General features: G+C 67.9%; 18 protein-coding genes. 9 read left to right on the plus strand and 9 right to left on the minus strand.

Annotated elements, in window-relative coordinates; translation table 11 throughout:
* Positions 1-253 precede the first annotated feature (253 nt).
* From J7E89_RS18010 to thyX, 3 genes are all read right to left on the minus strand, one after another.
* Positions 254-1939, minus strand: a complete 1686-nt coding sequence (locus J7E89_RS18010) for a ribonuclease J (protein WP_214974694.1) — start codon at positions 1937-1939, stop codon at positions 254-256.
* A 116-nt stretch (positions 1940-2055) separates the two neighbouring features.
* Positions 2056-2955 (minus strand): 4-hydroxy-tetrahydrodipicolinate synthase, encoded by a 900-nt coding sequence (dapA, locus tag J7E89_RS18015; protein ID WP_214974696.1) that lies wholly within the window; start codon positions 2953-2955, stop codon positions 2056-2058.
* A 207-nt stretch (positions 2956-3162) separates the two neighbouring features.
* Complete coding sequence (gene thyX / locus J7E89_RS18020; RefSeq protein WP_214974698.1) at positions 3163-3915, minus strand: FAD-dependent thymidylate synthase; 753 nt, start codon at positions 3913-3915, stop codon at positions 3163-3165.
* Between the two features lie 216 nt (positions 3916-4131).
* Between thyX and J7E89_RS18025 the strand changes: the two genes are divergently transcribed.
* Together J7E89_RS18025 and J7E89_RS18030 are read left to right on the plus strand one after the other, a co-directional pair.
* Positions 4132-4371, plus strand: coding sequence for a hypothetical protein (locus tag J7E89_RS18025; protein WP_214974700.1), 240 nt, complete (start codon positions 4132-4134; stop codon positions 4369-4371).
* A 95-nt stretch (positions 4372-4466) separates the two neighbouring features.
* A complete protein-coding gene (locus tag J7E89_RS18030; RefSeq protein ID WP_214974702.1) occupies positions 4467-5024 on the plus strand; it encodes a hypothetical protein in 558 nt (185 codons plus the stop codon).
* Between the two features lie 64 nt (positions 5025-5088).
* On the opposite strand, the gene J7E89_RS18035 is transcribed toward J7E89_RS18030, so the two are convergent.
* From J7E89_RS18035 to eccD, 6 genes are all read right to left on the minus strand, one after another.
* Positions 5089-5529 carry a hypothetical protein gene (locus tag J7E89_RS18035; RefSeq protein WP_214974703.1) on the minus strand — a complete coding sequence of 147 codons (441 nt, stop codon included), beginning with the start codon at positions 5527-5529 and terminating at the stop codon, positions 5089-5091.
* A 14-nt stretch (positions 5530-5543) separates the two neighbouring features.
* A complete protein-coding gene (gene dapB, locus J7E89_RS18040; protein ID WP_214974704.1) occupies positions 5544-6296 on the minus strand; it encodes a 4-hydroxy-tetrahydrodipicolinate reductase in 753 nt (250 codons plus the stop codon).
* A 26-nt stretch (positions 6297-6322) separates the two neighbouring features.
* Positions 6323-7702 (minus strand): pitrilysin family protein, encoded by a 1380-nt coding sequence (locus J7E89_RS18045; protein ID WP_214974705.1) that lies wholly within the window; start codon positions 7700-7702, stop codon positions 6323-6325.
* Positions 7699-9921, minus strand: a complete 2223-nt coding sequence (locus J7E89_RS18050; RefSeq protein WP_214974706.1) for a polyribonucleotide nucleotidyltransferase — start codon at positions 9919-9921, stop codon at positions 7699-7701. Before J7E89_RS18050 ends, J7E89_RS18045 begins: the two co-directional genes overlap by 4 nt.
* Positions 9922-10215: 294 nt before the next feature.
* The gene (gene rpsO / locus J7E89_RS18055) at positions 10216-10506 is read right to left on the minus strand and encodes a 30S ribosomal protein S15 (RefSeq protein WP_018551846.1); all 291 of its coding nucleotides are present in this window, start codon (positions 10504-10506) and stop codon (positions 10216-10218) included.
* Between the two features lie 186 nt (positions 10507-10692).
* A complete protein-coding gene (gene eccD / locus J7E89_RS18060; RefSeq protein WP_214974707.1) occupies positions 10693-12150 on the minus strand; it encodes a type VII secretion integral membrane protein EccD in 1458 nt (485 codons plus the stop codon).
* Between the two features lie 267 nt (positions 12151-12417).
* Here eccD and eccCa point away from each other — a divergent pair, with 267 nt between their 5' ends.
* From eccCa to J7E89_RS18095, 7 genes are all read left to right on the plus strand, one after another.
* Entirely contained in the window at positions 12418-16362 is a 3945-nt protein-coding gene (gene eccCa / locus J7E89_RS18065) for a type VII secretion protein EccCa (protein WP_214974708.1), read from the plus strand.
* A 152-nt stretch (positions 16363-16514) separates the two neighbouring features.
* Positions 16515-16886, plus strand: coding sequence for a hypothetical protein (locus tag J7E89_RS18070; protein WP_214974710.1), 372 nt, complete (start codon positions 16515-16517; stop codon positions 16884-16886).
* Positions 16887-17057: 171 nt separating this feature from the next.
* Positions 17058-22154 (plus strand): toxin glutamine deamidase domain-containing protein, encoded by a 5097-nt coding sequence (locus J7E89_RS18075; RefSeq protein ID WP_251060717.1) that lies wholly within the window; start codon positions 17058-17060, stop codon positions 22152-22154.
* Positions 22135-22986, plus strand: coding sequence for an immunity 49 family protein (locus tag J7E89_RS18080; protein WP_214974714.1), 852 nt, complete (start codon positions 22135-22137; stop codon positions 22984-22986). Before J7E89_RS18075 ends, J7E89_RS18080 begins: the two co-directional genes overlap by 20 nt.
* A 219-nt stretch (positions 22987-23205) precedes the next feature.
* A complete protein-coding gene (locus J7E89_RS18085; protein WP_308315512.1) occupies positions 23206-23682 on the plus strand; it encodes an immunity 49 family protein in 477 nt (158 codons plus the stop codon).
* Between the two features lie 46 nt (positions 23683-23728).
* A complete protein-coding gene (locus J7E89_RS18090; protein ID WP_214974718.1) occupies positions 23729-24034 on the plus strand; it encodes a hypothetical protein in 306 nt (101 codons plus the stop codon).
* A gap of 85 nt (positions 24035-24119) precedes the next feature.
* The gene (locus tag J7E89_RS18095; RefSeq protein WP_214974720.1) at positions 24120-26033 is read left to right on the plus strand and encodes an ATP-binding protein; all 1914 of its coding nucleotides are present in this window, start codon (positions 24120-24122) and stop codon (positions 26031-26033) included.
* Positions 26034-26117: the final 84 nt, after the last annotated feature.

Genomic DNA, 26117 nt, shown 5'->3' on the forward strand with positions numbered 1-26117 from the left:
TCGGTATTTCGTGTTTCCAACTCTATCAGACTTTTTCGTGTCCGACTTCCTCGGTGCTTTCCAGTTCTTCGCTTTCGCGTTTCCCTTTCCGGCGATTCCGACTTTATCAGAAGTTCTGAGTCGGAATTCCCACCCCGTTCGGGTGGCCCCAGGCGCACCAGTGCGCCGGGCTTCCCGTTCAGGAGGAGTCGTAAACTTACTGGAGCGGGGCGCCTCGATGCAAATCGAGGCGCCCCGCTCCCAGTTGGGCCCGTCAGACCTCGACGACGACCGGCAGGATCATCGGACGGCGGCGGTAGGTGTCGGAGACCCACTTGCCGACCGTACGGCGGATGAGCTGCTGGATCTGGTGTGTCTCCAGGACGCCGTCGGAGGCCGATTTGGCAATGGCTTCCTCCATGCGCGGGACGACGGCCGAGAAGGCCGAGTCCTCGATGCCGGAGCCTCGCGCGTGGATGTTCGGGCCGCCCACGATCTTGCCGGTGGCGGTGTCGACCACGACGAAGACCGAGATGAAGCCCTCCTCGCCGAGGATCCGGCGGTCCTTGAGGTGGGTCTCGGTGACATCGCCGACCGAGAGGCCGTCGACATACACATAGCCCGCCTGGACCTTGCCGACGATCTTCGCGCGGCCGTCGATCAGGTCGACCACCACGCCGTCCTCGGCGATGACGATGTGGTCCTTGGGAACACCCGTGAGGGCGCCGAGCTCGGCGTTGGCGCGCAGGTGGCGCCATTCGCCGTGGACCGGCATCAGGTTCTTCGGCTTGCAGATGTTGTAGAAGTACAGCAGCTCGCCGGCCGAGGCGTGGCCCGAGACGTGGACCTTGGCGTTGCCCTTGTGGATGACGTTGGCGCCCCAGCGGGTCAGACCGTTGATCACCCGGTAGACCGCGTTCTCGTTACCCGGAATGAGTGACGAGGCCAGGATGACGGTGTCGCCCTGGACGATGCGGATCTGGTGGTCGCGGTTGGCCATCCGGGAGAGCGCTGCCATCGGCTCGCCCTGGGAGCCGGTGCAGACGAGGACCACCTCGTGGTCGGGGAGGTCGTCGAGGGTTTTCACGTCGACGACCAGGCCGGCCGGGACCCTGAGGTAGCCCAGGTCCCGGGCGATGCCCATGTTCCTGACCATCGAGCGGCCTACGAACGCGACGCGGCGCCCGTACTCGTGGGCCGCGTCGAGGATCTGCTGGATGCGGTGTACGTGGCTGGCGAAGCTCGCCACGATGATGCGCTTCTGGGCGTTCGCGAAGACCGTACGCAGGACATTCGAGATGTCGCGCTCGGGCGGTACGAAGCCCGGGACCTCGGCGTTCGTCGAGTCGGAGAGGAGGAGGTCGATGCCCTCCTCGCCGAGCTTGGCGAACTTCGGGAGGTCGGTGAGGCGGCGGTCCAGCGGGAGCTGGTCCATCTTGAAGTCGCCGGTGTGGACGACCATGCCCGCCGGGGTGCGGATGGCGACGGCCAGCGCGTCCGGGATGGAGTGGTTGACCGCCACGAACTCGCAGTCGAAGGGGCCGACGCGCTCGCGGTGGCCTTCCGTGACTTCGAGGGTGTACGGGCGGATGCGGTGCTCCTGGAGCTTTGCCTCGATCAGGGCGAGGGTCAGCTTGGAGCCGATCAGCGGGATGTCCTGCTTCAGGCGGAGCAGGAAGGGGACGCCACCGATGTGGTCCTCGTGGCCGTGCGTGAGCACGATGCCTTCGATGTCGTCGAGGCGGTCCTTGATGGACGTGAAGTCCGGCAGGATCAGGTCGATGCCGGGCTGCTCCTCCTCGGGGAAGAGCACGCCGCAGTCGACAATGAGCAGGCGGCCGCCGTACTCGAAGACTGTCATGTTGCGGCCGATCTCGCCGAGACCGCCGAGCGGGGTTACGCGCAGGCCGCCCTTCGGGAGCTTCGGCGGCGTACCGAGTTCAGGATGCGGATGACTCAAAAGACTCTCCTCACCACACACGCCACGTACCGCTGAGGCACGTGGCGCGCATGACATTCGTGCACTTGCTGTTGTCTGTGGGATTCCTGCTTATTCAGTTGTGAAGTCTGTGGCGGCTAGAGCTGGACTCCGCCGGCTGCCAGGTCCCGCTTGAGCTGTGCCTCTTCGTCCGGCGTGAGCTCGATCATGGGAAGGCGCAGCGGGCCTGCGGGCAGGCCCTGGAGGGTGAGGGCGGCCTTGGTGGTGATGACGCCCTGGGTGCGGAACATGCCGGTGTAGACCGGGAGGAGCCGCTGGTGGATCTCGGTCGCCTTGCGCACGTCGCCGGCGAGGTGGGCCTCCAGGAGAGCGCGCAGCTCGGGGGTGACCACGTGGCCGACGACCGAGACGAAACCGACCGCGCCGACGGACAGGAGGGGAAGGTTCAGCATGTCGTCGCCGGAGTACCAGGCGAGGCCACTCTGGGCGATGGCCCAGCTGGCGCGGCCGAGGTCGCCCTTGGCGTCCTTGTTCGCGACGATCCGCGGGTGCTCGGCGAGCCGGACGAGCGTTTCGGTGTTGATCGGCACACCGCTGCGGCCCGGGATGTCGTAGAGCATCACGGGGAGCTCGGTGGCGTCGGCGATGGCCGTGAAGTGCCTGAGCAGGCCCTCTTGCGGGGGCTTGTTGTAGTACGGCGTCACGGCGAGGAGGCCGTGGGCGCCGGTCTGCTCGGCGGTGCGGGCCAGCTCGAGGCTGTGGCTGGTGTCGTTGGTGCCGACTCCGGCCACTACGTGCGCCCGGTCTCCGACGGCTTCGAGGACCGCCCGTACCAGGTCGTTTTTCTCCGCGTCGCTGGTGGTCGGGGACTCGCCGGTGGTCCCGTTGACGATCAGCCCGTCGTTGCCCGCGTCCACCAGGTGGGCGGCAAGACGCTGGGCGCCGTCGAGGTCAAGTGCGCCGTCCGCCGTGAACGGCGTGACCATGGCGGTGAGGACCCGCCCGAAGGGGGTCTGCGGAGTGGAGATCGGAGCCATGGGTAACACGCTACTCGCTGCTCAACGCGTGGTGTCCCCTCGGGGGAGGTCAGACGTACAGGAAGAGTAGAACCCGACACTGCCTGCTCGGGGGTTCAAGCAGTGCCGGGTCCGTTTGATCAGCCTAGATGAAATTCTCGAACTGCGGCAATACGGACACTTCGGACGGTCGACCCGTACATCTGTACTCAGGCCGGTGTTCAGGCCTTACGGCGCGACTCGTCCGTTGTTGTTGAAGGCCGCGTAGGTGAGGGGCATGAGCTTGGCCCAGTGGGCCTCCATCTGCTCGCCGACCATCTCGATCTCGCGCTGCGGGAAGGACGGCACCTTCGCGAGCTCATGCTGCGTACGCAGGCCGAGGAAGTGCATGAGGGAGCGGGCATTGCACGTCGCGTACATCGAGGAGTACAGGCCTACGGGAAGTACCGCGCGGGCGACCTCGCGGGCCACTCCGGCGGCGAGCATCTCCTGGTAGGCGTCGTACGCCTGGCGGTAGGAGTCCTCCATCGCGCGGGTCGTGAGCTCCTGCTGCTCCGGGGTGCCCTCGACGAACTCGTACTTGCCGGGGCGACCCTGCTGGACGAGCTTGCGGGACTCACCGGGGACGTAGAAGACCGGCTCCAGCTCCCTGTAGCGGCCCGATTCCTCGTTGTACGACCAGCCGACGCGATGGCGCATGAACTCGCGGAAGACGAAGATCGGGGCGCTGATGAAGAACGTCATCGAGTTGTGCTCGAAGGGGCTGCCGTGGCGGTCCCGCATCAGGTAGTTGATGAGGCCCTTGGAGCGCTCCGGGTCCTTGCTCAGCTCCTCCAGGGACTGCTCGCCGGCGGTCGAGACACGGGCGGCCCACAGGACGTCGGAGTCGCTGGCGGTGTGCTTCACCAGTTCGACGGTCACTTCGCTGCGGAAGCTGGGCTTCGGGGTCTCTGTGGGGGTGCCATCAGGGGTAACAGTCACCGGCGGGGTCCTTCCATGTACATCGCTCGGGCGCCCCACACTCTACGGGCCGGGGGTGACAGTGACGGTCAGCCGCGTACTCGGTCGGACTCAGTCGGCGCTCGGGGGACATTGTTCGGCCAATTCAGGGAAATCGGGCACCAAGAGACAGCTTTGTACGTCTGTCCCTGTAGAAGCCCTAGTACCAGGTCAAAAAAAACAAAGGAGTGCCGCCCCATGTTGCGCCGGCGAGAGTCCGTCCCCTTCGCATTCGTTGCCGAGGCCGACCGATTCCGCAGTAACGTCACCCCTCCGCCCCCCGAACGTCCGAGTGCGTCCCAGGTCGTGGGTCGTATGCTCATCGGTTTCACCGTCGTCGCCGGACTGGTGGGATCGCTGCTCTTCGGGGTTCCCGCCCTCGATCCCGCACAGGGCCCGGGTGCGACACAGAAGTCCGAAGCCGCTGACGGTCGCTGACTCGTCCGGGCCCCCTGAGGTAGCCCGGCGAAGACCTCCTCGGTAGCCTCACCGGGCACAGCCCAATCGAGCGTGCTGGTGAGTGAGGATCAGTCGTGCCCCTGCCTTTCCTGACGGCCGACCGTGCGTTCGAAGTGGCCGGTGAGACGTCCGACGATGTCGCACTGCCCTTCGACGACCACGATCAATGGCGCAGGCCCTACCGCCCCGGGCCCTGGCGCGTCGGAGCGGCAGCCCTGCTGCTGCTCATGGCGTCCTTCGTTCTGCTGGCGGCGATGATCATCGCCTTTGCCGGTGCGATGCCGGGAGCCGGGATCTGTCTGGGCCTCGCCCTGGTCATGATCGCCTGCGCCCTTCGGCTGCTGCGCGTCGGTGCCTGGGTCAGCCGGCACGGGCTGCGGCGCGTGGGTTTTTTCTCGACGACCACGGTGCCGTGGGGCCGGGCCACGGACGTACGCACGGTTCAGCAGCCGGTGCGGTGGCTCGGGCTGCCGCGCACGGTGCAGGGCCAGGCGCTCGTACTGGTGCGGCACAGCGGCGAGCGGCTTCAGCTGCTCACCGACCACAACGCGGACTTCCTGTCGCGGGTGGAGGCCTTCGACCGGGCTGCCGACACGGTCGAGGCGTGGGGCGACGAGTACCGGCCCGTCTGAGACTCACCAACGCATGTGAAAGGGGGCGTCCCGTCGGACGCCCCCTTTCGCGTGGGTCGTGGGTCTACTTGCCCTCGTGCAGCGCGATCGCCCGCTGCATCGCCTTGCGGGCGCGCGGGGTGTCCCGCGCGTCGTGATAGGCGATCGCGAGACGGAACCAGGAGCGCCAGTCGTCCGGGGCGTCCTCGGTCTCCGCGCGGCGCCGGGCGAAGACCTCGTCGGCGGAGTCGCGGTCGATGCGTCCGGCGGGCGTACGTACCAGCTCGTCCACGGGCAGGCCGCCCTCAGCCTCCAGCTTCGCCGACAGCGCGTCCGCCTTGCGGGCGAACTGCGTGGTGTGCCAGAGGAACCAGACGCCGATGGCCGGGAGGATCAGCACCGCGACACCGAAGGTGACGGTGAGGACGGTCCCTTCCCGGATGAGGAAGTAGCCGCGGCTGCCGGCCAGGACGAAGTAGACGACCAGGACGGCGGCGAGGACGAAGTACGTGATCTTTGCGCGCATGGGTTTTGCTGCCGTCAGTTCAGGTCGAGGAAGTTTTCCAGGCCGAAGGTGAGGCCGGGAGTGGTGACCACACGGCGTACGCCGAGCAGGATGCCCGGCATGAAGCTGCTGTGGTGCAGGGAGTCATGACGGATCGTCAGGGTCTCGCCCTCGCCGCCCAGGAGGACTTCCTGGTGGGCGAGAAGGCCGCGGAGGCGGATGGCGTGTACGGGTACGCCGTCCACGTTCGCACCTCGGGCGCCGTCGAGTGCCGTGGTCGTGGCGTCGGGCTGGGGGGCGCTGCCGGCCTCGGCGCGGGCCGCCGCGATGAGCTGGGCGGTGCGGGTCGCGGTGCCGGAGGGGGCGTCGGCCTTGTTCGGGTGGTGCAGCTCGACGACCTCGACGGACTCGAAGTACGGGGCCGCCTGCTGGGCGAACTTCATGGTGAGGACGGCGCCGATGGAGAAGTTGGGCGCGATGAGCACGCCCGCCTCCGGGGAGGTGTCGAGCCAGGAGCGCAGCTGCGCGAGGCGTTCGTCGGACCAGCCGGTGGTGCCGACGACCGCGTGGATGCCATGGCGTACGCAGAAGTCGAGGTTGCCCATCACCGAGGCGGGGGTGGTCAGCTCGACCACGACCTGGGCGTCCGCTTCGACGAGGGCTTCGAGCTTGTCGCCCCGGCTCAGCGCCGCCACCAGCTCCATGTCGTCCGCGGCCTCAATGGCCCGTACGGCCTCGGAGCCGATTCGGCCCTTGGCACCGAGAACGGCCACGCGCAGCTTGCTCATTGCTTGCTTCTTTCTGTCTGGCGTCTCTAGGCGACTGATTCGTGCAGGCGGTCCGCCTGCTTGTCCTTCAGCGGGCCGATGACCGACAGCGAGGGACGGTGGCCCAGGACTTCGGCGGCCACCTCCCGTACGTCGTCGGGCGTCACTGCCGCCATCCGGGCGAGCATGTCGTCCACCGAGATGTGGTCGCCCCACGCCAGCTCACTCTTGCCGATGCGGTTCATGAGCGCGCCGGTGTCCTCCAGGCCGAGGACCGTGGAGCCGGAGAGCTGGCCGACGGCGCGGTCGATCTCCTCGTCGGGCAGACCGTCCGCGGCGACCTTTTCGAGCTCGTCGCGGCAGATCTTGAGTACGTCGTGGACCTGGCCGGGCCGGCAGCCGGCGTACACGCCGAAGAGGCCGCAGTCGGCGAAGCTGGAGGTGTACGAGTACACGCTGTAGGCCAGGCCGCGCTTCTCCCGTACCTCCTGGAAGAGGCGGGAGCTCATGCCGCCACCGAGAGCGGTGTTGAGTACGCCCATCGCCCAGCGGCGGTCGTCGGTGCGGGACAGGCCCGGCATGCCGAGGACGACGTGCGCCTGCTCCGTCTTGCGGTTCAGGTGCTCGACGCGGCCGGCCGTGCGGATGATGCGGGAGCCGTCGCGCGGGTCGAGGGGGACGGCGTCCGTACGGGACAGGGCGCCGGCCCGCTCGAAGGCCTTGCGGACCTGGCGTACGACGGTGGCGTGATCCACGTTGCCCGCGGCCGCGACGACCAGGTGCGTCGGGTCGTAGTGCTTCTTGTAGAAGCGGCGGATGCGGTCCGCGGAGAGCGCCTCGACGGTGTCGACGGTGCCGAGGACCGGGCGGCCCAGCGGGGTGTCGCCGAACATCGTCTTGGCGAACAGGTCGTGGACGACGTCGCCCGGGTCGTCCTCGGTCATCGCGATCTCTTCGAGGATGACTCCGCGCTCGGCGTCGACGTCCTCGGCCCTGATCAGGGACCCCGTCAGCATGTCGCAGACGATGTCGATCGCGAGGGGGAGGTTGGTGTCCAGGACACGTGCGTAGTAGCACGTGTACTCCTTCGCCGTGAAGGCGTTCATCTCGCCGCCGACCGCGTCGATCGCGGAGGAGATATCGAGGGCGCTGCGCTTCTCGGTGCCCTTGAAGAGGAGGTGCTCCAGGTAGTGCGTGGCGCCGTTCAGGGTGGGCGTCTCGTCGCGCGAGCCGACATGCGCCCAGATGCCGAAGGTGGCGGAGCGTACGGAGGGCAGGGTCTCGGTGACGATGCGCAGGCCGCCGGGGAGGGTGGTCCTGCGGACGGTGCCGATGCCGTTCTGGCCCTTGAGCAGTGTTTGGGTACGGGCGACGGCCCGCCCCTCCGAAGAGGTGCGGGCCGTCGTCACGGAACTACGGGATGTCACTGGTCGGCGTCGGCCTTCTGGTCGGCGTCGGTGCCCTCTTCGCCCTCGATCACGGGGACGAGGGAGAGCTTGCCGCGGGAGTCGATCTCGGCGATCTCGACCTGGACCTTCGCGCCCACACCGAGGACGTCCTCGACGTTCTCCACGCGCTTGCCACCGGCGAGCTTGCGGATCTGCGAGATGTGCAGCAGACCGTCCTTGCCGGGCATCAGGGAGACGAAGGCACCGAAGGTGGTGGTCTTGACGACCGTACCCAGGTAGCGCTCGCCGACCTCCGGCATGGTCGGGTTCGCGATCGCGTTGATCGTCGCGCGGGCCGCCTCGGCCTGCGAGCCGACCTGGGCACCGATGTAGATGGTGCCGTCGTCCTCGATCGAGATGTCCGCGCCGGTGTCCTCCTGGATCTGGTTGATCATCTTGCCCTTGGGGCCGATGACCTCACCGATCTTGTCCACGGGGATCTTGACGGTGATGATCCGCGGGGCGTTGGGGGACATCTCGTCCGGCGTGTCGATCGCTTCCATCATCACGTCGAGGATGTGGAGGCGGGCGTCGCGGGCCTGCTTGAGGGCCGCGGCCAGGACGGAGGCCGGGATGCCGTCCAGCTTGGTGTCGAGCTGGAGGGCGGTGACGAATTCCTTCGTACCGGCGACCTTGAAGTCCATGTCACCGAACGCGTCCTCGGCGCCGAGGATGTCGGTGAGGGCGACGTAGTGCGTCTTGCCGTCGATCTCCTGCGAGATCAGGCCCATGGCGATACCGGCGACGGGGGCCTTGAGCGGCACACCGGCGTTCAGCAGCGACATGGTGGAGGCGCAGACCGAACCCATGGACGTCGAGCCGTTGGAGCCGAGAGCCTCGGACACCTGACGGATCGCGTACGGGAACTCCTCGCGCGTCGGCAGCACCGGCACCATTGCGCGCTCGGCGAGCGCGCCGTGGCCGATCTCGCGGCGCTTGGGCGAGCCCACGCGGCCGGTCTCACCGACGGAGTACGGCGGGAAGTTGTAGTTGTGCATGTAGCGCTTGCGGGTCACCGGGGAAAGAGTGTCCAGCTGCTGCTCCATCCGGAGCATGTTGAGGGTGGTGACGCCCAGGATCTGGGTCTCGCCACGCTCGAACAGCGCCGAGCCGTGCACGCGCGGGATGGCCTCGACCTCGGCGGCGAGCGTACGGATGTCCGTGACGCCACGGCCGTCGATGCGGACCTTGTCCTTGATGACGCGCTCGCGGACCAGGTGCTTGGTCAGCGCGCGGTACGCACCGGAGATCTCCTTCTCGCGACCCTCGAACTGCGGGAGCAGCTTCTCGGCGGCGATCTCCTTGATGCGGTCGAGCTCGCTCTCGCGGTCCTGCTTGCCGGCGATGGTGAGCGCCTGCGTGAGCTCGGACTTGACGGCGGCGGTCAGCGCCTCCAGCACGTCGTCCTGGTACTCGAGGAAGACCGGGAACTCGCCGGTGGGCTTGGCAGCCTTGGCGGCGAGGTCCGACTGGGCCTTGCAGAGGACCTTGACGAACGGCTTCGCGGCCTCGAGACCGGCGGCGACGATCTCCTCGGTCGGAGCCTCGGCGCCGTCCGCGACGAGCTGGATCGTCTTCTCGGTGGCCTCGGCCTCGACCATCATGATCGCGACGTCGCCGTCCTCCAGGACGCGGCCCGCGACGACCATGTCGAAGACGGCGTCCTCGAGCTCGGTGTGCGTCGGGAAGGCGACCCACTGGCCCTTGATCAGGGCGACGCGGGTGGCGCCGATCGGGCCGGAGAAGGGCAGGCCCGCCAGGATCGTGGAGCAGGAGGCGGCGTTGATCGCGACCACGTCGTACAGGTGGTCGGGGTTGAGCGCCATGATCGTCTCGACGATCTGGATCTCGTTGCGCAGGCCCTTCTTGAAGGAGGGGCGCAGCGGGCGGTCGATCAGGCGGCAGGTGAGGATCGCGTCCTCGGAGGGCCGGCCCTCACGACGGAAGAAGGAGCCGGGGATCTTGCCGGCTGCGTACATCCGCTCCTCGACGTCCACCGTCAGGGGGAAGAAGTCGAGCTGGTCCTTGGGCTTCTTCGAAGCGGTGGTGGCCGACAGCACCATGGTGTCGTCGTCCAGGTACGCCACGGCGGAGCCGGCGGCCTGCTTGGCCAGGCGGCCCGTCTCGAAGCGGATGGTGCGGGTGCCGAAGGAACCGTTGTCAATGACGGCCTCGGCGTAGTGGGTCTCGTTCTCCACTAGCGTTATCTCCGATACTTTTCGTCTTTCGTCCCATGCGCCCGTGTGGCGGAGGGACGGTGGCGGAGAAGCGCTTCCGGCTGCGGGCCGGTCTTCGATCGAAGACCCCGGGGTCGATGTGCTCCGGGGGCCACTACCGAGGACCGGCGGCGGGGAAGCCGCCTCTCGCTCGTGTTCTGTGTTGCGTTGTACGACCAGACTACTGAGCGTCCGGTACGTCGCGCACTTCTCGTACGTACAGCAAAGGGAGCGGTCCCCTAGAAGTGGGGTACCGCTCCCTTCACGACGTCCGTCTTACTTGGCGCCGCCGGCCGCGCCACGGCGGATGCCGAGGCGGTCGACCAGGGCACGGAAGCGCTGGATGTCCTTCTTGGCCAGGTACTGCAGCAGGCGGCGACGCTGGCCGACCAGGATCAGCAGACCACGACGGGAGTGGTGGTCGTGCTTGTGCGTCTTCAGGTGCTCGGTCAGGTCCGAGATCCGGCGCGAAAGCATGGCGACCTGGACCTCGGGGGAGCCGGTGTCGCCTTCCTTCTGAGCGAACTCGGTCATGATCTGCTTCTTCGTAGCGGCGTCGAGCGGCACGCGTACTCCTCTTGGTCTTCGTATTGCCATCGAGTGCCCCAGGTCGAATTCTCTGGGGAGCTTCCGTTACTCGGGAGGCGGGGATCCGCGGGGCGCAGCCTCCGGAGGTCCGGGGGCGCATACACAAGCGGCCGTCATGCAGCTTACCAGCAGATGCGAGTGCCGCTGACGGCGTACGTCACCGGCTCAGACGCCGCCCTTGACCTTCGCGTACACATCGAGGACCGCCAGGCAGATCGGGATCAGGGAGAGCAGGACCAGCGAGTCGGCGAGGTCGAGCATCCGGCCCCAGAAGGGGGACAGGCCCTTGTTCGGAACGATCAGGGCGATCGCGATCAGCAGCATCGCGCCGACCGCGACCGAGGCGCCGAGCCACAGGGTGCGTACGTCGACGCCCGCGGAGTTGCCCTGGGCCAGGTCCATGATGATCTCGAGCGGGGGCGAGATCGCGAGGCCGAGGATCAGCAGGCCGGTCGTCATGACGCCGGCCACCAGCAGGCAGGTGACCTGAGCGGTGTAGCGGAACAGGCGTGCCCGCAGCATCGCGGCCAGCGCGGTGACGAGGGCCATCAGCTGGGCCCAGCCGCTGTCGCTGAAGCCGAGCACCGCGCCGCCCGCGCCGAGGATGACGACGGCGCAGCCGCCGACGAGGCCGAGCAGCAGTTCGTGGCCGCGGCTGGTCTGGGCGACGATGCGCTGTACGTCGACGGCCTCGAGGTTGCCCTCCTGGCCCTCGCGGCGGGCCCTGGCCAGGTCCTCCGGGTTGCGGAAGCCGATCGGCAACTTGGCGAAGCGGGCCGACCAGCCCGGCAGGAAGCCGACGACCGCCAGTGCGACGACCGAGGTGGCGGCCGCGATCTCACGGGGCTGTGCCTCGGTGAGTACTCCGCCGAACGCGGCGAACGTACCGATGGCCGCTGCCAGCGCCGCGGCGACGAACGGGGCGTCTCCCTGCGGCAGCAGCATGATCAGTACGACGGAGAAGAGAAGGACGGCGACACAGCCGACCAGGAACTGCAGCCTGCCCGGACCCTCGCCCGCGTCCTGCGGAATGACACCGGAGCCCGCGATGAGCGCGTGCGGCAGCGCCGCGATGCCCAGCGCGACGGCGGATGCCCGGTCGTCGTACACCCGGCCACGTACGCCCGCGAGTGCCGTCAGCGCCAGCGCGACCACACCGGCGACGATGCCCTGGAGTCCGTGCATGTCGTGCCGCAGCGGGTCGGCGAACCAGAACACGAAGCCGAGCATCGTCAGCAGCAGTACGCCGGAGACGAGGCCCGCGACCCGCATCAAGTTGTCGTTCCAGCCGCGCAGATCCTGCTTGACGGCGGTGGCGACCGCGTCGACCACGTCGTCATGGACAGCCGGCGGCAGCGAATCGGCGAACGTGCGCAGCAACAGCACCTCGCCGTCCCTGACCCGGTGCTCCAGCAACGAACGGCTCGCGTCGAGCACATGGCCGTCGCGGCGTACGAGGTGGTAGCCGGCGAGACTGCCGTCCGGCTGGGCCATGCCCGAGAGCCTGATGATCTCCGGATAGATGTCCTGGATCGGCAGGTCCTCCGGCAGCGCCACATCAATACGACTGTCCGGCGCTGCGACGGTGACTCGGCAGAAACCCGTCGATGTGCCCGTGCTCACCTGGTAGTTCCCCCTGCTAGACAAGCTTCTTTACGCCGCTCGTACGACGCGGAGCGCCACCTTATCGCCCACGCGCGGGGGCACAGGTCCCGCCTCCCTCATTCCTCCTCGGACTCCCCCGCATCTCCACGCTCTCGCCTCCCTCCTGACGCCCTGCGCGCTCTGGCGTAACAGTAGGATCAGCGCCTACGCGTGCCTGCTCTTCGGGCCGGGGGTCCGGGGGTTGCACCCGGGAAGACACAGCAATCGCGAAGGATGAGTGCATCGGTGAGCGTCGTCATCATCAAACGGCAGCCGCGGATACAGCCGCCTGCTGTCCCGGACGGCGAGGTGAAGCTGGAGACGCCTCCCGAAATTCCGCGGGAGGGCGACGACGGTGTGCTGATGAGCCTGCTGCCGATGATGGGCATGCTGGGTTCTGTCGGCTTCTTCTTCATGCCGAACCTGCCGTCCTATATGCGGGTGGTGGGTGGGCTGATGCTCGCCTCGACCCTCGCCATGGGCATCGCTCAGTTCGCCAAGTCCCGGCAGGGCGGCGGCGCGGGGATGGCGCAGGACCGGCGTGACTACTTCCGCTATCTCGAGCAGGTCCGCAAGGACGTGCACAAGACCGCTGAACTCCAGCGGCGTACGCAGCTCTTCCAGCACCCGGCCCCGGACCAGCTCTGGGCGGTGGCCGCGGACGGCAAACGGCTGTGGGAACGGCGGCCGACCGACGCCGACTTCGCGTCCGTACGCATGGGTCTCGGCAGCCAGCAGCTGGCAACTCCGCTCGCCGCTCCGGAGACCGCTCCCAAGGAGGAGCTGGAGCCGCTGACTGCGGCGGCCATGAAAGCGTTCCTCGACGCGCACGGAAGTCTGGCCGACCTGCCGGTGTCGGTTTCGCTGCGCGCCTTCTACCACGTGATGCTGGCCGGCGACAGTGACACCGTCTACGGCAACGCCCGCGCGGCCATTGCCCAGCTCGCGACGCTGCACTCGCCCGAGGACCTGATGGTCGCCGTGGTCGCGCATCCCTCCGCCGCGGCGGACTGGGACTGGATCAAGTGGCTGCCGCACAGCCAGCATCCGAAGGCCAAGGACGGGGCGGGCTCGGCCCGGCTCCTGTTCGACGACCTCGGTGAGCTGGAGGAGGCGCTGGAGGACCAGCTGGCCGACCGGCCGCGCTGGAACCGGGACGCGAACCCCGTTTACGACCAGCCGCACCTGATCGTGGTGCTCGACGGCGGCACCGTTCCGCCGGACTCCGGACTCGCCGGCTCGGAAGGGCTTCAGGGCGTCACGTTCCTGGAGATCTCCCCCGGGGAGCTGGAGGACGAGCTGCGGGGGAACCTGACGGCGTATCTGAAGCCGAACAAGCTTCAGCTGTACGTCGGACACGACTCGGCGTACAGCGGCAAGCCGGATGTGCTGAGCCTGCCGCAGGCCGAATCGCTGGCGCGACAGCTCGCCGCGTTCCGGGTCGGTACGGCGGAAGAGGGCGAACCTCTGCTGTCCAACCTCGACTTCACGGACCTCATGGGCATCGGCGACGCCGGCTCGGTCGACGTCTCGCGCACCTGGCGTCCGCGCACGCTGCACGAGCGGCTGCGCGTACCGATCGGTGTCGGTGAGAACGGCGAGCCGGTCATGCTCGACCTCAAGGAGGCCTCGCAGGAGGGCATGGGCCCGCACGGCCTGTGTGTCGGAGCAACCGGTTCCGGCAAGTCCGAGGTGCTGCGTACGCTCGTACTCGGTCTCGCCGTGACGCACTCCTCGGAGACGCTGAACTTCATCCTCGCGGACTTCAAGGGCGGTGCGACGTTCGCCGGAATGGTGGACATGCCGCACACCGCGGCCGTCATCACCAACCTCGCGGACGACCTCACGCTCGTCGACCGTATGCGTGACTCGATCATGGGTGAGATGCAGCGCCGCCAGGAGCTGCTGCGTACGGCAGGCAATTACGCCAACATCCACGACTACGAGAAGGCGCGGGCGGCCGGCGCCGCGCTCGAACCGCTGGCTTCTCTGGTGATCGTGCTCGACGAGTTCTCCGAACTGCTCACGGCGAAGCCCGACTTCATCGACATGTTCATCCAGATCGGCCGCATCGGCCGTTCGCTGGGTGTGCATCTGCTGCTCGCCTCGCAGCGCCTGGAGGAGGGCAAGCTGCGCGGGCTGGACACGTATCTGTCGTACCGGATCGGTCTGCGTACGTTCTCCGCCGCCGAGTCGCGTACGGCGATCGGTGTCCCGGACGCGTACCACCTGCCGTCGATTCCCGGGTCCGGTTATCTGCGGTACGACACCGACACCATGGTCCGCTTCAAGGCGGCGTACGTGTCGGGCGCGTACCACGGTGAGGGTCCTTCGCGGGTGCACCGCTCCACGCAGCTGCGGCCCGCGCTCTTCACGGCGCAGCATGTGGCACTGCCGCCGCAGCCGGTGATCGAGGAGCCGGAGGCCGACAACCGGGTCGACGACGCGCTTGCCGACACCGTTCTGGACGTCATCGTCGCCAAGATGGAGAACCAGGGGCCGCCGGCCCACCAGGTGTGGCTGCCGCCGCTGGAGGAGGCGCCCTCGCTGGAGCAGCTGCTGCCGGCGCTGGCGGTCACGGCGGAGCGCGGTCTGACCGCGCCGGAGTACACGGCGCTCGGCCGGCTCAATGTGCCGGTCGGTCTGGTGGACAAGCCGTTCGAGCAGCGGCGTGACGTGCTGTACCGGGACTTCGCGGGCGGTGCGGGTCACGGCCTGTTCATCGGTGGTCCGCAGTCCGGCAAGTCGACTCTGCTGCGTACGCTCATCTCGTCGTTCGCCTTCACGCACACGCCGAGCGAAGTGCAGTTCTACTGCCTGGACTTCGGCGGTGGCGGTCTGATCGCGATGGAGGACCTGGCGCACGTCGGCGGGGTCGCGAACCGGCTCGACGGCGAGAAGGTCCGCCGTACGGTCAGCGAGGTCGAGGGCATTCTGAACGCGCGCGAGGAGTACTTCCGCGCGAACAACGTCGACTCGATCCAGACCTACCGGCAGCGCAGGGCGGCCGGGCAGCTGCCCGACCAGCCGTGGGGTGACGTCTTCCTCGTCATCGACGGCTGGGCGACCTTCAAGACGGACTACGAGATGCTCGAGGCGAGCATCACCGACATGGCGATGCGCGGTCTCGGCTTCGGCGTACACGTGATCCTGACGGCGAGCCGCTACACCGAGGTGCGGCCCGCGCTCAAGGACATGCTGCAGAACCGCATCGAGCTGCGGCTCGGTGACCCGACCGAGTCGGAGATCGACCGCAAGGTGGCGCAGAACGTGCCCGCGTCCGTCCCCGGTCGTGGTCTGACCACGGACAAGCTGCACTTCATGACCGCGCTGCCGCGGGTCGACGGCTCTTCGGAGACGGAGGACCTGGCGGAGGCCACGGCCGTACTCATCCGGGGCATCAACGAGAACTGGCAGGGCAACCCGGCTCCGGCCGTCCGGCTGCTGCCGAGGATCATGGAGGCGGACCGGCTGCCGAAGGGCTTCGAGCACCCGGATCGCGGTGTCGCCTTCGGTATCGACGAGTCGGCGCTCGCGCCCGTCTTCATCGACTTCGAGACGGACCCGCACTTCATCGTGTTCGGTGAGAGCGAGTCCGGTAAGTCGTCGGTGCTGCGGCTGCTCATCAAGCAGATCACCGAGCGGTACACGCCCGACCAGGCGAAGATCGTCATGGGTGACTACCGGCGCGCGCATCTGGAGGCCGTACCGGACTCGCACCTGTCGCGCTACTGCGCGTCGGCGCCCGCGCTGACGGAGACGCTGGAGGGGCTGGCCGGGTCGCTCAGCCGCCGTATGCCGGGGCCGGACGTCACGCCGGAGCAGCTGAGGAACCGCAGCTGGTACAACAGCCCGGACGCGTTCGTCATCATCGACGACTACGACCTGGTGGCGACCGGCATGAACCCGCTGTCGCCGCTGGTGGAGTACCTGCCGTACGCCCGTGACGTCGGCCTGCACGTCATCATCGCGCGCTCGGCGGGCGGCGCGAGCCGGTCGCTGTACGAGCCGGTGATGCAGCGTCTGCGGGAGCTCGGGGCGCAGGGTCTGGTGATGTCCGGCGACCGGTCGGAGGGTGCGCTGCTCGGCAACATCTCGCCGTCGCAGCTGCCGCCGGGGCGTGGGTACTTCCACACGCGGCGGCGCAGTGGGCAGATGGTGCAGACGGGTTGGCTGCCGCCGCGGTTCTGACCTGTTCGGTTGTACGCATGTGTGTGAGGGGCGGCGCCTGGTGGGCGCCGCCCCTCTCGCGTTTTTCTTGGAAGGGGTGTGGCGCGGGCGCTAGGCTGACGCTGCGACAGACGTGCGAGCGTGGGGGGTAGTTGCAGGTGGGGGACGACACGATGAGGACCGATGCGTCGGTGCTCAAGAGCGAGGGCTTCCACATGTTCGAGGTGGGCCAGGACTATGCCAAGGCTGCGAAGGCACTGTTCGAGGGACTGAACGCCATCGAGGGCAAGTCGGGCAAGACTCCGCCGTGGGGCGACGACGAGTTGGGCGAGCACTTCGGCGTCGTCTACGAAGGTCTGCGCGACGGCATGAAGGACTCGATGCCCAGCCTCGCGAAGCGGATCGCTGGTATGGGCCTGAAGTTCACCGCGATGGGCGTGCGGCACGAGAAGCACGAGATCGAAGAAGACGCGAAGTACGCGGCGCTCACCGCGCAGCACGATGCCGACGGCGGCGCGAAGGTGAACAACTTCAAGTCGGTCTGACGACGTTGCGGCCTTTAGGCACCCCTGCGACAGGGTTGTAACAGGAACCCTCTCGAGTTGCTCCGGTGATGGTCAGTAAGCTCTGGGGACGGCTGCACTGCGTGTGATTCCCCTTGTCGTTGGGGGGCGTTGTGCGGCGGTTGCCTATCGGGGGTGTGGCGCGCTGTGGCGATGATGTTGCCGGACGAGGTCGAGTGGGTCCTGGAGATGCTCGGCTACAGGTGGCCGACAGCGAATGAGGACTTGCTCAGAGACTCCGCCGCGTTGTGGCGCCAGTTCGGTGACGACGCCCAGAAGCTGCACATACGGGCGAATACCAGCGCTCAGACCGTGGTCGCGCACAACGCGGGCGAGTCCATCGACGCGTTCACCACGCACTACAAGAAGTTCTCCGACGGCGGCTCGGACGGCTACCTCGCCAACGCCGCGGAAGCCGCGTACGTCATCGCGGCCACCTTTGAGGCCGCGGCGTTTCTGGTGGAGTTCGCGAAGTGGGCGGTCATCGTCCAACTCATCGCGCTGGCCATCCAGATCGCCGCCGCCGCTGCCGCGTCCGTCGTCACCTTCGGCCTCTCCGCTGCCGCCGGCATGGCCGCCACGCAGCTGACCCGCGTGGCTGTACGCCGCATCCTCGACGCACTCAAAGACGCGCTGATGCAGGCCATCATCGAGATGATGAAGGAACCCGCCGTATCGGCGGTCCAGGCCATGGTCACCGACCTGGTCACGCAGTCGGTCAACGTCGGCTTCGGCACCCAGGAAGGCTTCGACCTCAGCAAGACCGTCTCGGCCGGCGCCAAGGGCGGGTGGGAGGCCATCAAGCAAAGCCCGCAGACGTTCGCCGAGGGCGTGCGCGACGGCCTGGGCAGGAAGGCCGGCAGCAGCGTCCGCGACGGCATTGACAGCGGCTACAACAGCAGCATGGATGCCTACAACAACCGCAACAGCCCTGCGGCGGGCAACAACAGCGGTGACGGCACCAATAGCAACAGCGGCGACGGAGACGACAGTTCGGGGGACACTGACTCGTCGAACACCTCGGACTCGTCAAACACCTCGGACTCCTCCAGCTCGGACTCGTCGACGACCTCACGTGCGAACGCCAACACGGGCAACACCAACATCGGCGGCAACATATCCGCCGACGGCGACGAACCCGCGAGCTACAACGCCCCCGACCTCGGAGGGCTACCCAGTACCGACACGCCAAGCGGCACCCCGGACTCGACGCCCAGCACCCCTGACTCCGGGCAGAATCCTTCCTCCTCCAATTCGCCCTCCCGGCCGACGCTGTCGGACTTCGACGACCCCGCACCCAGCAATACGTCGCCGTCCCCATCCCCCGCCCCGGACACCAGCAGCAACACACCCAGTGCCGGCGACAACCGCAGTGGTTCCTCCCCCGGCGGCCTCTCCTCACCCTCCCCGCAATCGGCTCCCACACCGACAGCCGGCGCAACACCGTCCTCCACGAACAGCGGCGGCGGGATCAGTACGTCGATCGACAGCCTCGCCGCCAGCATCCCCACCCAGTCCAACGCCGCCCCGACACCGACCACGGCCGACCCCTCAACCGCGGCCCCGCGCCCGGACGGCAACTCCTCGATGCCGACCTCGCCCACGCCGCCCTCAACGGCAGCGGACGGTGCGGCAGGCGCCCGTACAGGCACAAACACCACCCCAAGCGGCTCCCCGTCCGGCACGAGCCCCACCAGCCCCAACCCCTCACAGGGCCCGCCCAGGACCCCCTCCACCACCCCAGGCACCCCCAACCCCACCGGAACGGGCCCGGCCTCAACCCCTGGCCCGACACCGTCGACGCCACCACGCAGTACGCCGACACCATCGACGGACGGCCGCACCCCCGGGGCGGTGCCCGGACACGTATCCAGCCCGAACCAAAGCACGCCGGGCGGGGCAAGCACCCGTAGTCCAGGACCCCACCAGAACACACCCGGCACGAGTGACAGCCGCACCCCGAACCAGAACACCCCAGGCTCAACCGGCGGTCGGTCTCCCGGCCAAGGCCCCACCGGCCAGAGCGCGTCGGACGGCCGCAGCCCCCACACGAACCAGAGCCCAAGCCCGACTACCCCGAACCAGGACCCGCGGCAGCCGGCCCCGCCCAGGAACACACCGTCGCCCGCCAGTACTCCAACGCCGACGCCGAGCACGCCCAGTACGCCCAACTCCGGCACACCCGGCTCCGGCGCCCCCGGGCGTACACCCGATACGGCACCGACTCCGGCCGGCAACAAACCGCATACGTCGCAACCGGGCGCGGGCAACTCCCCCACACGGCCTCACCAGCCGTCGGGCAGTACGCCCAACGCTCCCCAGCAGCCCAGCAGCAACCCCGGCACGCCGTCGAGCACCCCGAACCAGCAGCAACAACAGCCTCTGACCGCGGTACCGATCCACACCCCGGTCCCCGGCCCTAACGCCCCATCCCAGGCGTCGAACCCCAGCCGGTCCGGCCCGCAGGCACCGGGCTCGCCACAGGCAGACCCCGACACGTCCGACAAGCCGGAGCCGCAGACGCAGCCGCAGACGGACAGTCTCGACGACATCCGCGACGACCTGGATCAATACCCGGGAGGGCTGACGGAGCCCGACCCCCAGGACCAGCAGCTGCTGGCGAACGCCGTGCCGTGGAATCCCGACGGCACCCCCCAGCGGTTCCCCGATCCCTTCGGCCCCTGGAGCCAGCTCCAGAACGACGGCGGCAACGAAGTGCCCGGGCGCAGCAACAACTGCGCCGACTGCTCCCGGTCCTTCCTCGAGACCTGGCGCGGTAACCCGCAGGTCTCGGCCCCCCGCACCCTTGACACCGACGAGGACGGGAACCCGGACCCCTGGTCGCCGGAGAACGACGCGAACGAGAACCAGATCCGCTGGTCGGGTGCTCCGCACTCGTACGCCGGTGAAGGCAGCGACCCGGACACCGCCCAGCGCATCGCGGACGACCTCCTGCAGGCAGGGCACGGCGCGCACGCCATCGTCCAGGTCGACTGGCCCGGCGGCGGCGGCCACGCCTTCAATGCCGTCAACCACAACGGCAAAGTCGTCTGGATCGACACCCAGAGCGGCGAGGTCAGCCACGACCCGCTGCACATCGCCGATGCCGAGCACGTCTGGCACATCCCGATGGACCCGGACGGGAATCCGCTCCACCCCGTGGAGACGGAGGACACCGACGACTCCCAGGATCCGAACGACGAGTCTCAGTCGGAAAACTCCGAGAACTCCGAGAACGCGGAGAACTCCGACAGCAACGGGCAACCGGACAACAACACGCAGAACGACGCCACGCCCGAGGACCAGCAGGCGTCCCCCGAAACCGGCGACTCGACGCAACCCGGGCCCTCGGAGACACCGGAGTCGTCCGCCGAACAGAACCATCCGTCCCCGGCCGATACGTCCGAGACGTCCGAGACCGCCGAGGCCGCCGAGACCCCTGAGACTCCCGACACCAAGGACCAGCAGACACGTCCCGACGCACAGGACGGGCCGCGCGACGGGGAGTCCTCGCCATCCACGGCGCACACCACTACTCCCGACGGCACCGACAAATCCACGTCGGACAACGAACCGGCGCCTACCCGGACTGCGACCGACACCCCGGCCCCCAGCCCTGAACGCGACGCTCCGAGCGACCCCACGCCCCAGCAGACCACCACCCCGCCCTCGGACCCTCGCATCCCCGACCCGCGAACCACGGAACCGCAAACCTCGGACCCCCGTACGACCGACCCGCGTCGGGAGAACCCCACGGAGGCGAAGCCGGAGGAGACCAGCGACCGGCCCGACGGTCAGCGGCCGAACACGCCGCCGCAAGCGGACGAGTCACGCCCGGACAACACGCGCCCGGACCACATCGAGGAATCACGGCCGGAGGACCCGGACAAGAACCGGCCCGAAGTCCCGGACCAGTCGCCAGCCGACGACCAGCCCGACCGTTCGAGCAGCATGAACAACGACTCGGCCGTTCCGAAGCGGGAGAACCTCCCCGAGGGCAAGAACGCCGATGCGGCCAATTACGTCAAGGACTCCGTCAACGGCAAGAAACCGCTCTACGGCGACATCGCACCCGAGAACCCGGCGCAGACCTCCCGGTCGACGAACCCTGAGCGCCCCTCCGGTCCTGCGGAGCCTGCGGGCAATACCCCAAACGCAAACGACCAGGCAAGCCTTCGGCAGCGTGACCTGGACATGCTCGCGCGCGCCAATTCAAAGGACCCGAAGGACAGGGCCTGGTTCGAGAAGTACTACCACCCGAAGAGCGGCTACCGCCGGAGCGTGACAAACCCCGCAGAAGACGGCCGCCCCGTCCCTCAGTTGCATCCCACGAACGACCCCAATGCGCCGTGGATGCTGGCCAACGACGCACCGGACGCCGAACGGGAGTCGTACATCGACGAGGGCGAAGGTAAGGGCAAACGGGACGAAGAGATCTCCGAGGAGAACCTCAAGCGGCTCGACGAGGCCGCAAAGGCCCGCCAGGACGCGATCGACGCCGACGACCAGCCGCATAAAGACCGGCAGGCGGCCAAGGAAGCCTACGAGAAGAACAAAACCGACGAGAACCTGAAGAAGTTCCAGGAAGCAGACGAGAAGCACAGCCCGCTGCACGGAAAAATGACCAGGGCCAGCGAGGACTACGGCGAGCAGGTCGCCGAGTTCCACGCCATGCCCCGACACTTCCCCGACTACACGCGGATCGACGACCGGGCAACAGGAAACAACCGGTTCGACCAGATATGGGTGGACCCGAGCACCGACCCGCCCGAATTCGTCGTCGTAGAGGCCAAGGGTTCACTGAAGGCCGGACTCGGCGAGCGGCGTGGACTCCCCGAGCACAACGGTTCCGGCCCCTCTGCCGAGCCGGACAACGGCTCCCGCCAGGATCAGGTCGACAGCGATCAGAACGACCAGACCGGCGAGAGCGGGCAGGACGCACCGACCCCAGGCGTCCCGAAAGTACGGCAGGGCACTCGCGCGTACTTTGAGACGATCCTCCATGAGATGGAGGAGCGCGCACGCCGGAACGACCTCAAGGCCGAGACCGACGCCGAGCGGGAGGCCGCCGAGGCGGAACGGCAACTAGCACGCGACCTCAGAAAGGCCCTGAACGCGAACCCGTCACGAGTCACGTACATACTCGTCAAGGGAAAGTCTTCCGGGGGGCAGCACCAGGGCTACGAGATGCAGCAGTTCGACATCAGAACGGAAGCAGAGAAGCAAAACGATGCAGATTCCGCGACATGATTTCCCAACGCGAAATGTCCCGAGGATCCTCGAGTCTTATACCAAGGACTTCTGGGACGACGTCGACGACCTCCAGACCGAACCCTCATGGTTCTCGAACGTTCTGGCTGACGCCATCAAGCTCCTCGGCCTGCGCTGCGTCGTGGACCCGGACGCCGACAAGCTCGAGACGTGGGAGGTCTGCGTCACCGCCATGCAGGTCGGCTCCGCCCTCTTCGCGTCGGCTCAGGCCACGACCGACAGCATCGAGTGCCGCATCGGTCACACGATGCACGCCATCCGCGCCGGCGCCCTGCCCCGCGCTCATGCCGGCAACTGGCTCAACGCCTTCTGGCTCGCCTGTGTCTGCCGCGAGAAGAAGCGAATGACCGAACTGAGCCAGTTCCCGGTCTCACGGCTTCGGCAAGCCGAAGGAGAGTTCGACGAGTACATCTACGACTGGGTGGAAGCGCTGCAGGCCTACTGGCTCAAGCGCCCAGAGTTCGGCGACAAACTGGTGGCCGCGGTGGACGGGACCGATCCCGCCGTCCTGCGACACGCGCCGCGCGACAGCGTCCTCCAGATCATGTATCCCCCGATGAACCTCCTGACCCAGCTGGCACGCGGCGACCAGGACAAGTTCAACGCCGAACTGGCCAAGGCCCTGGAGTGGCACAAGGACTATTGGACCCGCGACGAAGACCGCGAGCTGAACCCCCAAAGCCTCATCGCCCTGGGCCCGCTGGCCGTCACCTGTCTCGCCGTCCAGGCCGGGTTCACCATCAGCGTCGAGTCCGAGTACCTCCCCAAGCACCTCATCGTCGGCGCGTGGATCAACGAATTCCCCACGTAGCCCCCAGCCAGACACCCCAAGCAACAGAACAAGGTCCGTCCACCACTCCGGACCAGCTTCTGGTTGGTGCTGGCGGCGGTAGATGGAACGGAGGTGGAGAAGGACGAAGATGATCAAGATCCCACGTCATGAATTTCTGACTGGGGCTCTCCCTCAGGTACTTCGAGAGCTGGAGACAGATCTTGAGGAGGAGCTCGAGGACCTCGAGGAGAACCCCGAGTGGTTCTCCATGGCCCTGAGTTCTGGGACCACGCTCCTCGCCAGTCGCTGCTCGGGGGGGGGGGGGGATCCCAAGGCCGACAAGCTCGAGACCTGGGAAGCCTGTGTCACCGCGATGCACGTGGGTTCCGCCCTCTTCGCCTCGGCCCGCGCGACGACACCGCCCCCGAGGCAGTCCGGCCCGCCTTGCGAAGCGCTGTACTCAACCTCATGTATCCCCCCATGACCCTCTTGACTCAACTGGTTCGCGGTGACCAGGACAGGTTCACCACCAAGCTGGCCAAGACCGTCGAATGGCACAAGGACTTCTGGACCCGCGACGAGGAGCGGGAGCGCGATTCCGACGGAATCATCGCCCTCGGCCACCTGGCCCTCGCGTGCCTTGCCCTCGACTCAGGGTTCAGCGTGGAAGTCGAGTCGGAGTACCTACCCAAGTACCTGCTCGACGGTGGCTGGGTGGGCGAGTTCCCCACATAGTCAACGCGCTGCCCCCAGCACACTCCAACCGACGAACAGGACCCGCATGACCCCCGAGGCCCCACCCACAACCCCCACCCAAGCCGTGGAAATCGTCCGCAGCCGCTACGCCCAGCCCAAGCTTCCCGACGGCACTCCCGCCGAACTCAAGGTCCACGAGTTCGACATCGGCTACCTGGTGTACGCGGTCTTCCCGCCCCGCACCGACGCAGCCGGCCGCCCACAGCCCTCCCCGCCAGGCGGCGCCAAGATCGTGGTCTCCAAGGAGACCGGCGAAACCGTCACCGTCCCCAACTACCCGACCGCGAAGGCCATCGCGCTCTACCGCAAGAACGTCGAACGCAACGCCTAGCTGTCGCCCGACATCTGAGCCCGGTGCCTGACGCCTGGCGACCAGCCTTCACCCCTACCCCGGCACACCCGCGAGGACTACACCCATGACCGCCCCGACCACCGGCTACGCACCCCATCCCCACATAGGCGGCCGCGTCACCGTGCTGCGCGCTCTCGCCGCATGGCGGATGGAGTGGCCGGGCGCGCCACGCGTCATCGTGCTCACCGGCAACCCGGGCAGCGGGCGTTCGCACCTGCTCACCGGGTTCCTCATGATGTGCGACCCGGAGTTCCGCAAACGGCTGCCGCTGGACGACCTGGACCCGTCGACCGTGCCGCCCGACCTGCCCGCACCCGCTGTGCCGAGTGCGGCAGGGCTGACCGCTGCACAGGTCGGGTGGCTGCTGGCGGAGCATTACGGCTTGCAGGCCACGCGTATCGAGGACGTGTACGCCGAACTGGCCGCCCTCGACCGGACCGTCACCGTCGTGGTACCGGACGTCGATCGCGCAGGCCCGGTACGGACGACCGGCGAACCGGCCCGGGTCGTACGGGAAGTACTCAAGCCGCTCGCCACCACGGCCAACGTCCGGCTTCTGGCCGACGTACCGCGTGAGCTCGCCGCGCGTCTGGTTGAGGGGTTGCCGCCCGGCACCGCGCAGGTGATCGACTTGGACGAGTCCCAGTGGGCCGACCCGCCGGGTCTGTCGCTGCAGGCTGAGGCCTTGCTCAGCCCCGAGCACGGGGCGCCGGAGCTGCCGTTCACCACCGACCCTGCCACCCGACGGGCCCTCGCCGAGGCGATCGGGCGTCGCGCCGGGACCGGCCCGCTCACGGTGCAGCTCGCCGTCCGGAGCATCCTGGCGAGTCCAGCAGGTTTCATACCGGGAGACGAAAGCCAACTGCCCGCCTCCCCGGGCGAGGCACTCGACCTGCACGCACGCCGCCTCGGAGCCGATCCGCAGACGCTGCGCCAACTGCTCGCGCCCCTGGCCTTTGCCGAGGGGGACAGTCTGCCGGTCGAGCTGTGGGAACGGCTCGACAGCACCCTGGCCGACAAGGACATGACCACGTCGATAGCGGGCACCGCAGCGCTGACCGGACCATTCGTACAGTCCCTCCAGACGGGCGCGAACAGCGAGCGCGCGCTGCTTCAGCTACTTCACCCGGCCATCGCCGACGAGATCCGCTCCGGGCTTCCCAACGTCCGGGCCGCACAATCGCAGATCGCGATGGCACTCCTGGAATCCGTGCCCGGGCAGGACTGGAGCAAGGCCGATCCCTACGTACGTGACTACATCGCAGCTCACACCTTGGAGGCCGGGCTGCTGCCCCAACTCCTCACCGACCCCGGTTTGTTCGTGTACGCCGCCCCAGTGCCGCTGCGCGCAGCAGTCGAGGCCGTCCCAGCGCAAGCACTCGGCGCTCCGGGGCATACGTACCTGCGTATCGCCCCTCTACTGCCCCGTACGCAGGCACCCACCCTGGCCCGCGCTGCGCTGCTGGAGAGCGCGTTCGTCGAGGACGAGCTTCCGGACTTCGCCGCGGCGGTGCACCGGCTCGGCCTCGACCTGCCTTGGCAGACCCTGTGGAGCGTCCGCCTGCGCAACATCAGCGAAGTCACGATCGGCACGCTCCCACGCCCAGCGGAAGCGCCTACTCCTGTCGCCGCTCTCACGGTACCCACCGGCACGCCCGGCGCGTTCCCCGTGGCCGGGAACAGTGATTCCGCGCTGCTCATGCATAGCCTCGTACAGCCGACTCTCTTCAACGAGCCCGGACCGGAACAGCTGCTGCGGCTGTCCGAACAGGACCGGGCAGCCGCCCAGCTCACGCTCCTCCGAGGCACAGATCAGCTCCGTGTATGGGACCAGTCACGCCAGACAGTCGTGGCTTCCCTGATCTCGGACTCCCCCTTCACCGGCGCCGACCTCTCCCCCGACGGCATCCTGGTCGCCGCGACCGAGCATGGGGCGAAGGCGCTGCGGATCCGGCAATCGGCGTCGGCCACCTCGTAGCTCCGCGAACATCACAGCGCAGGAATGACCGTGCGAGTACCCGTCACAGGGTGCCTTCCGACTGTGTTCGGCTCCGCTCTGTGT

The organism is Streptomyces sp. ISL-100 (genome assembly GCF_018614615.1).
Lineage (GTDB): Bacteria > Actinomycetota > Actinomycetes > Streptomycetales > Streptomycetaceae > Streptomyces.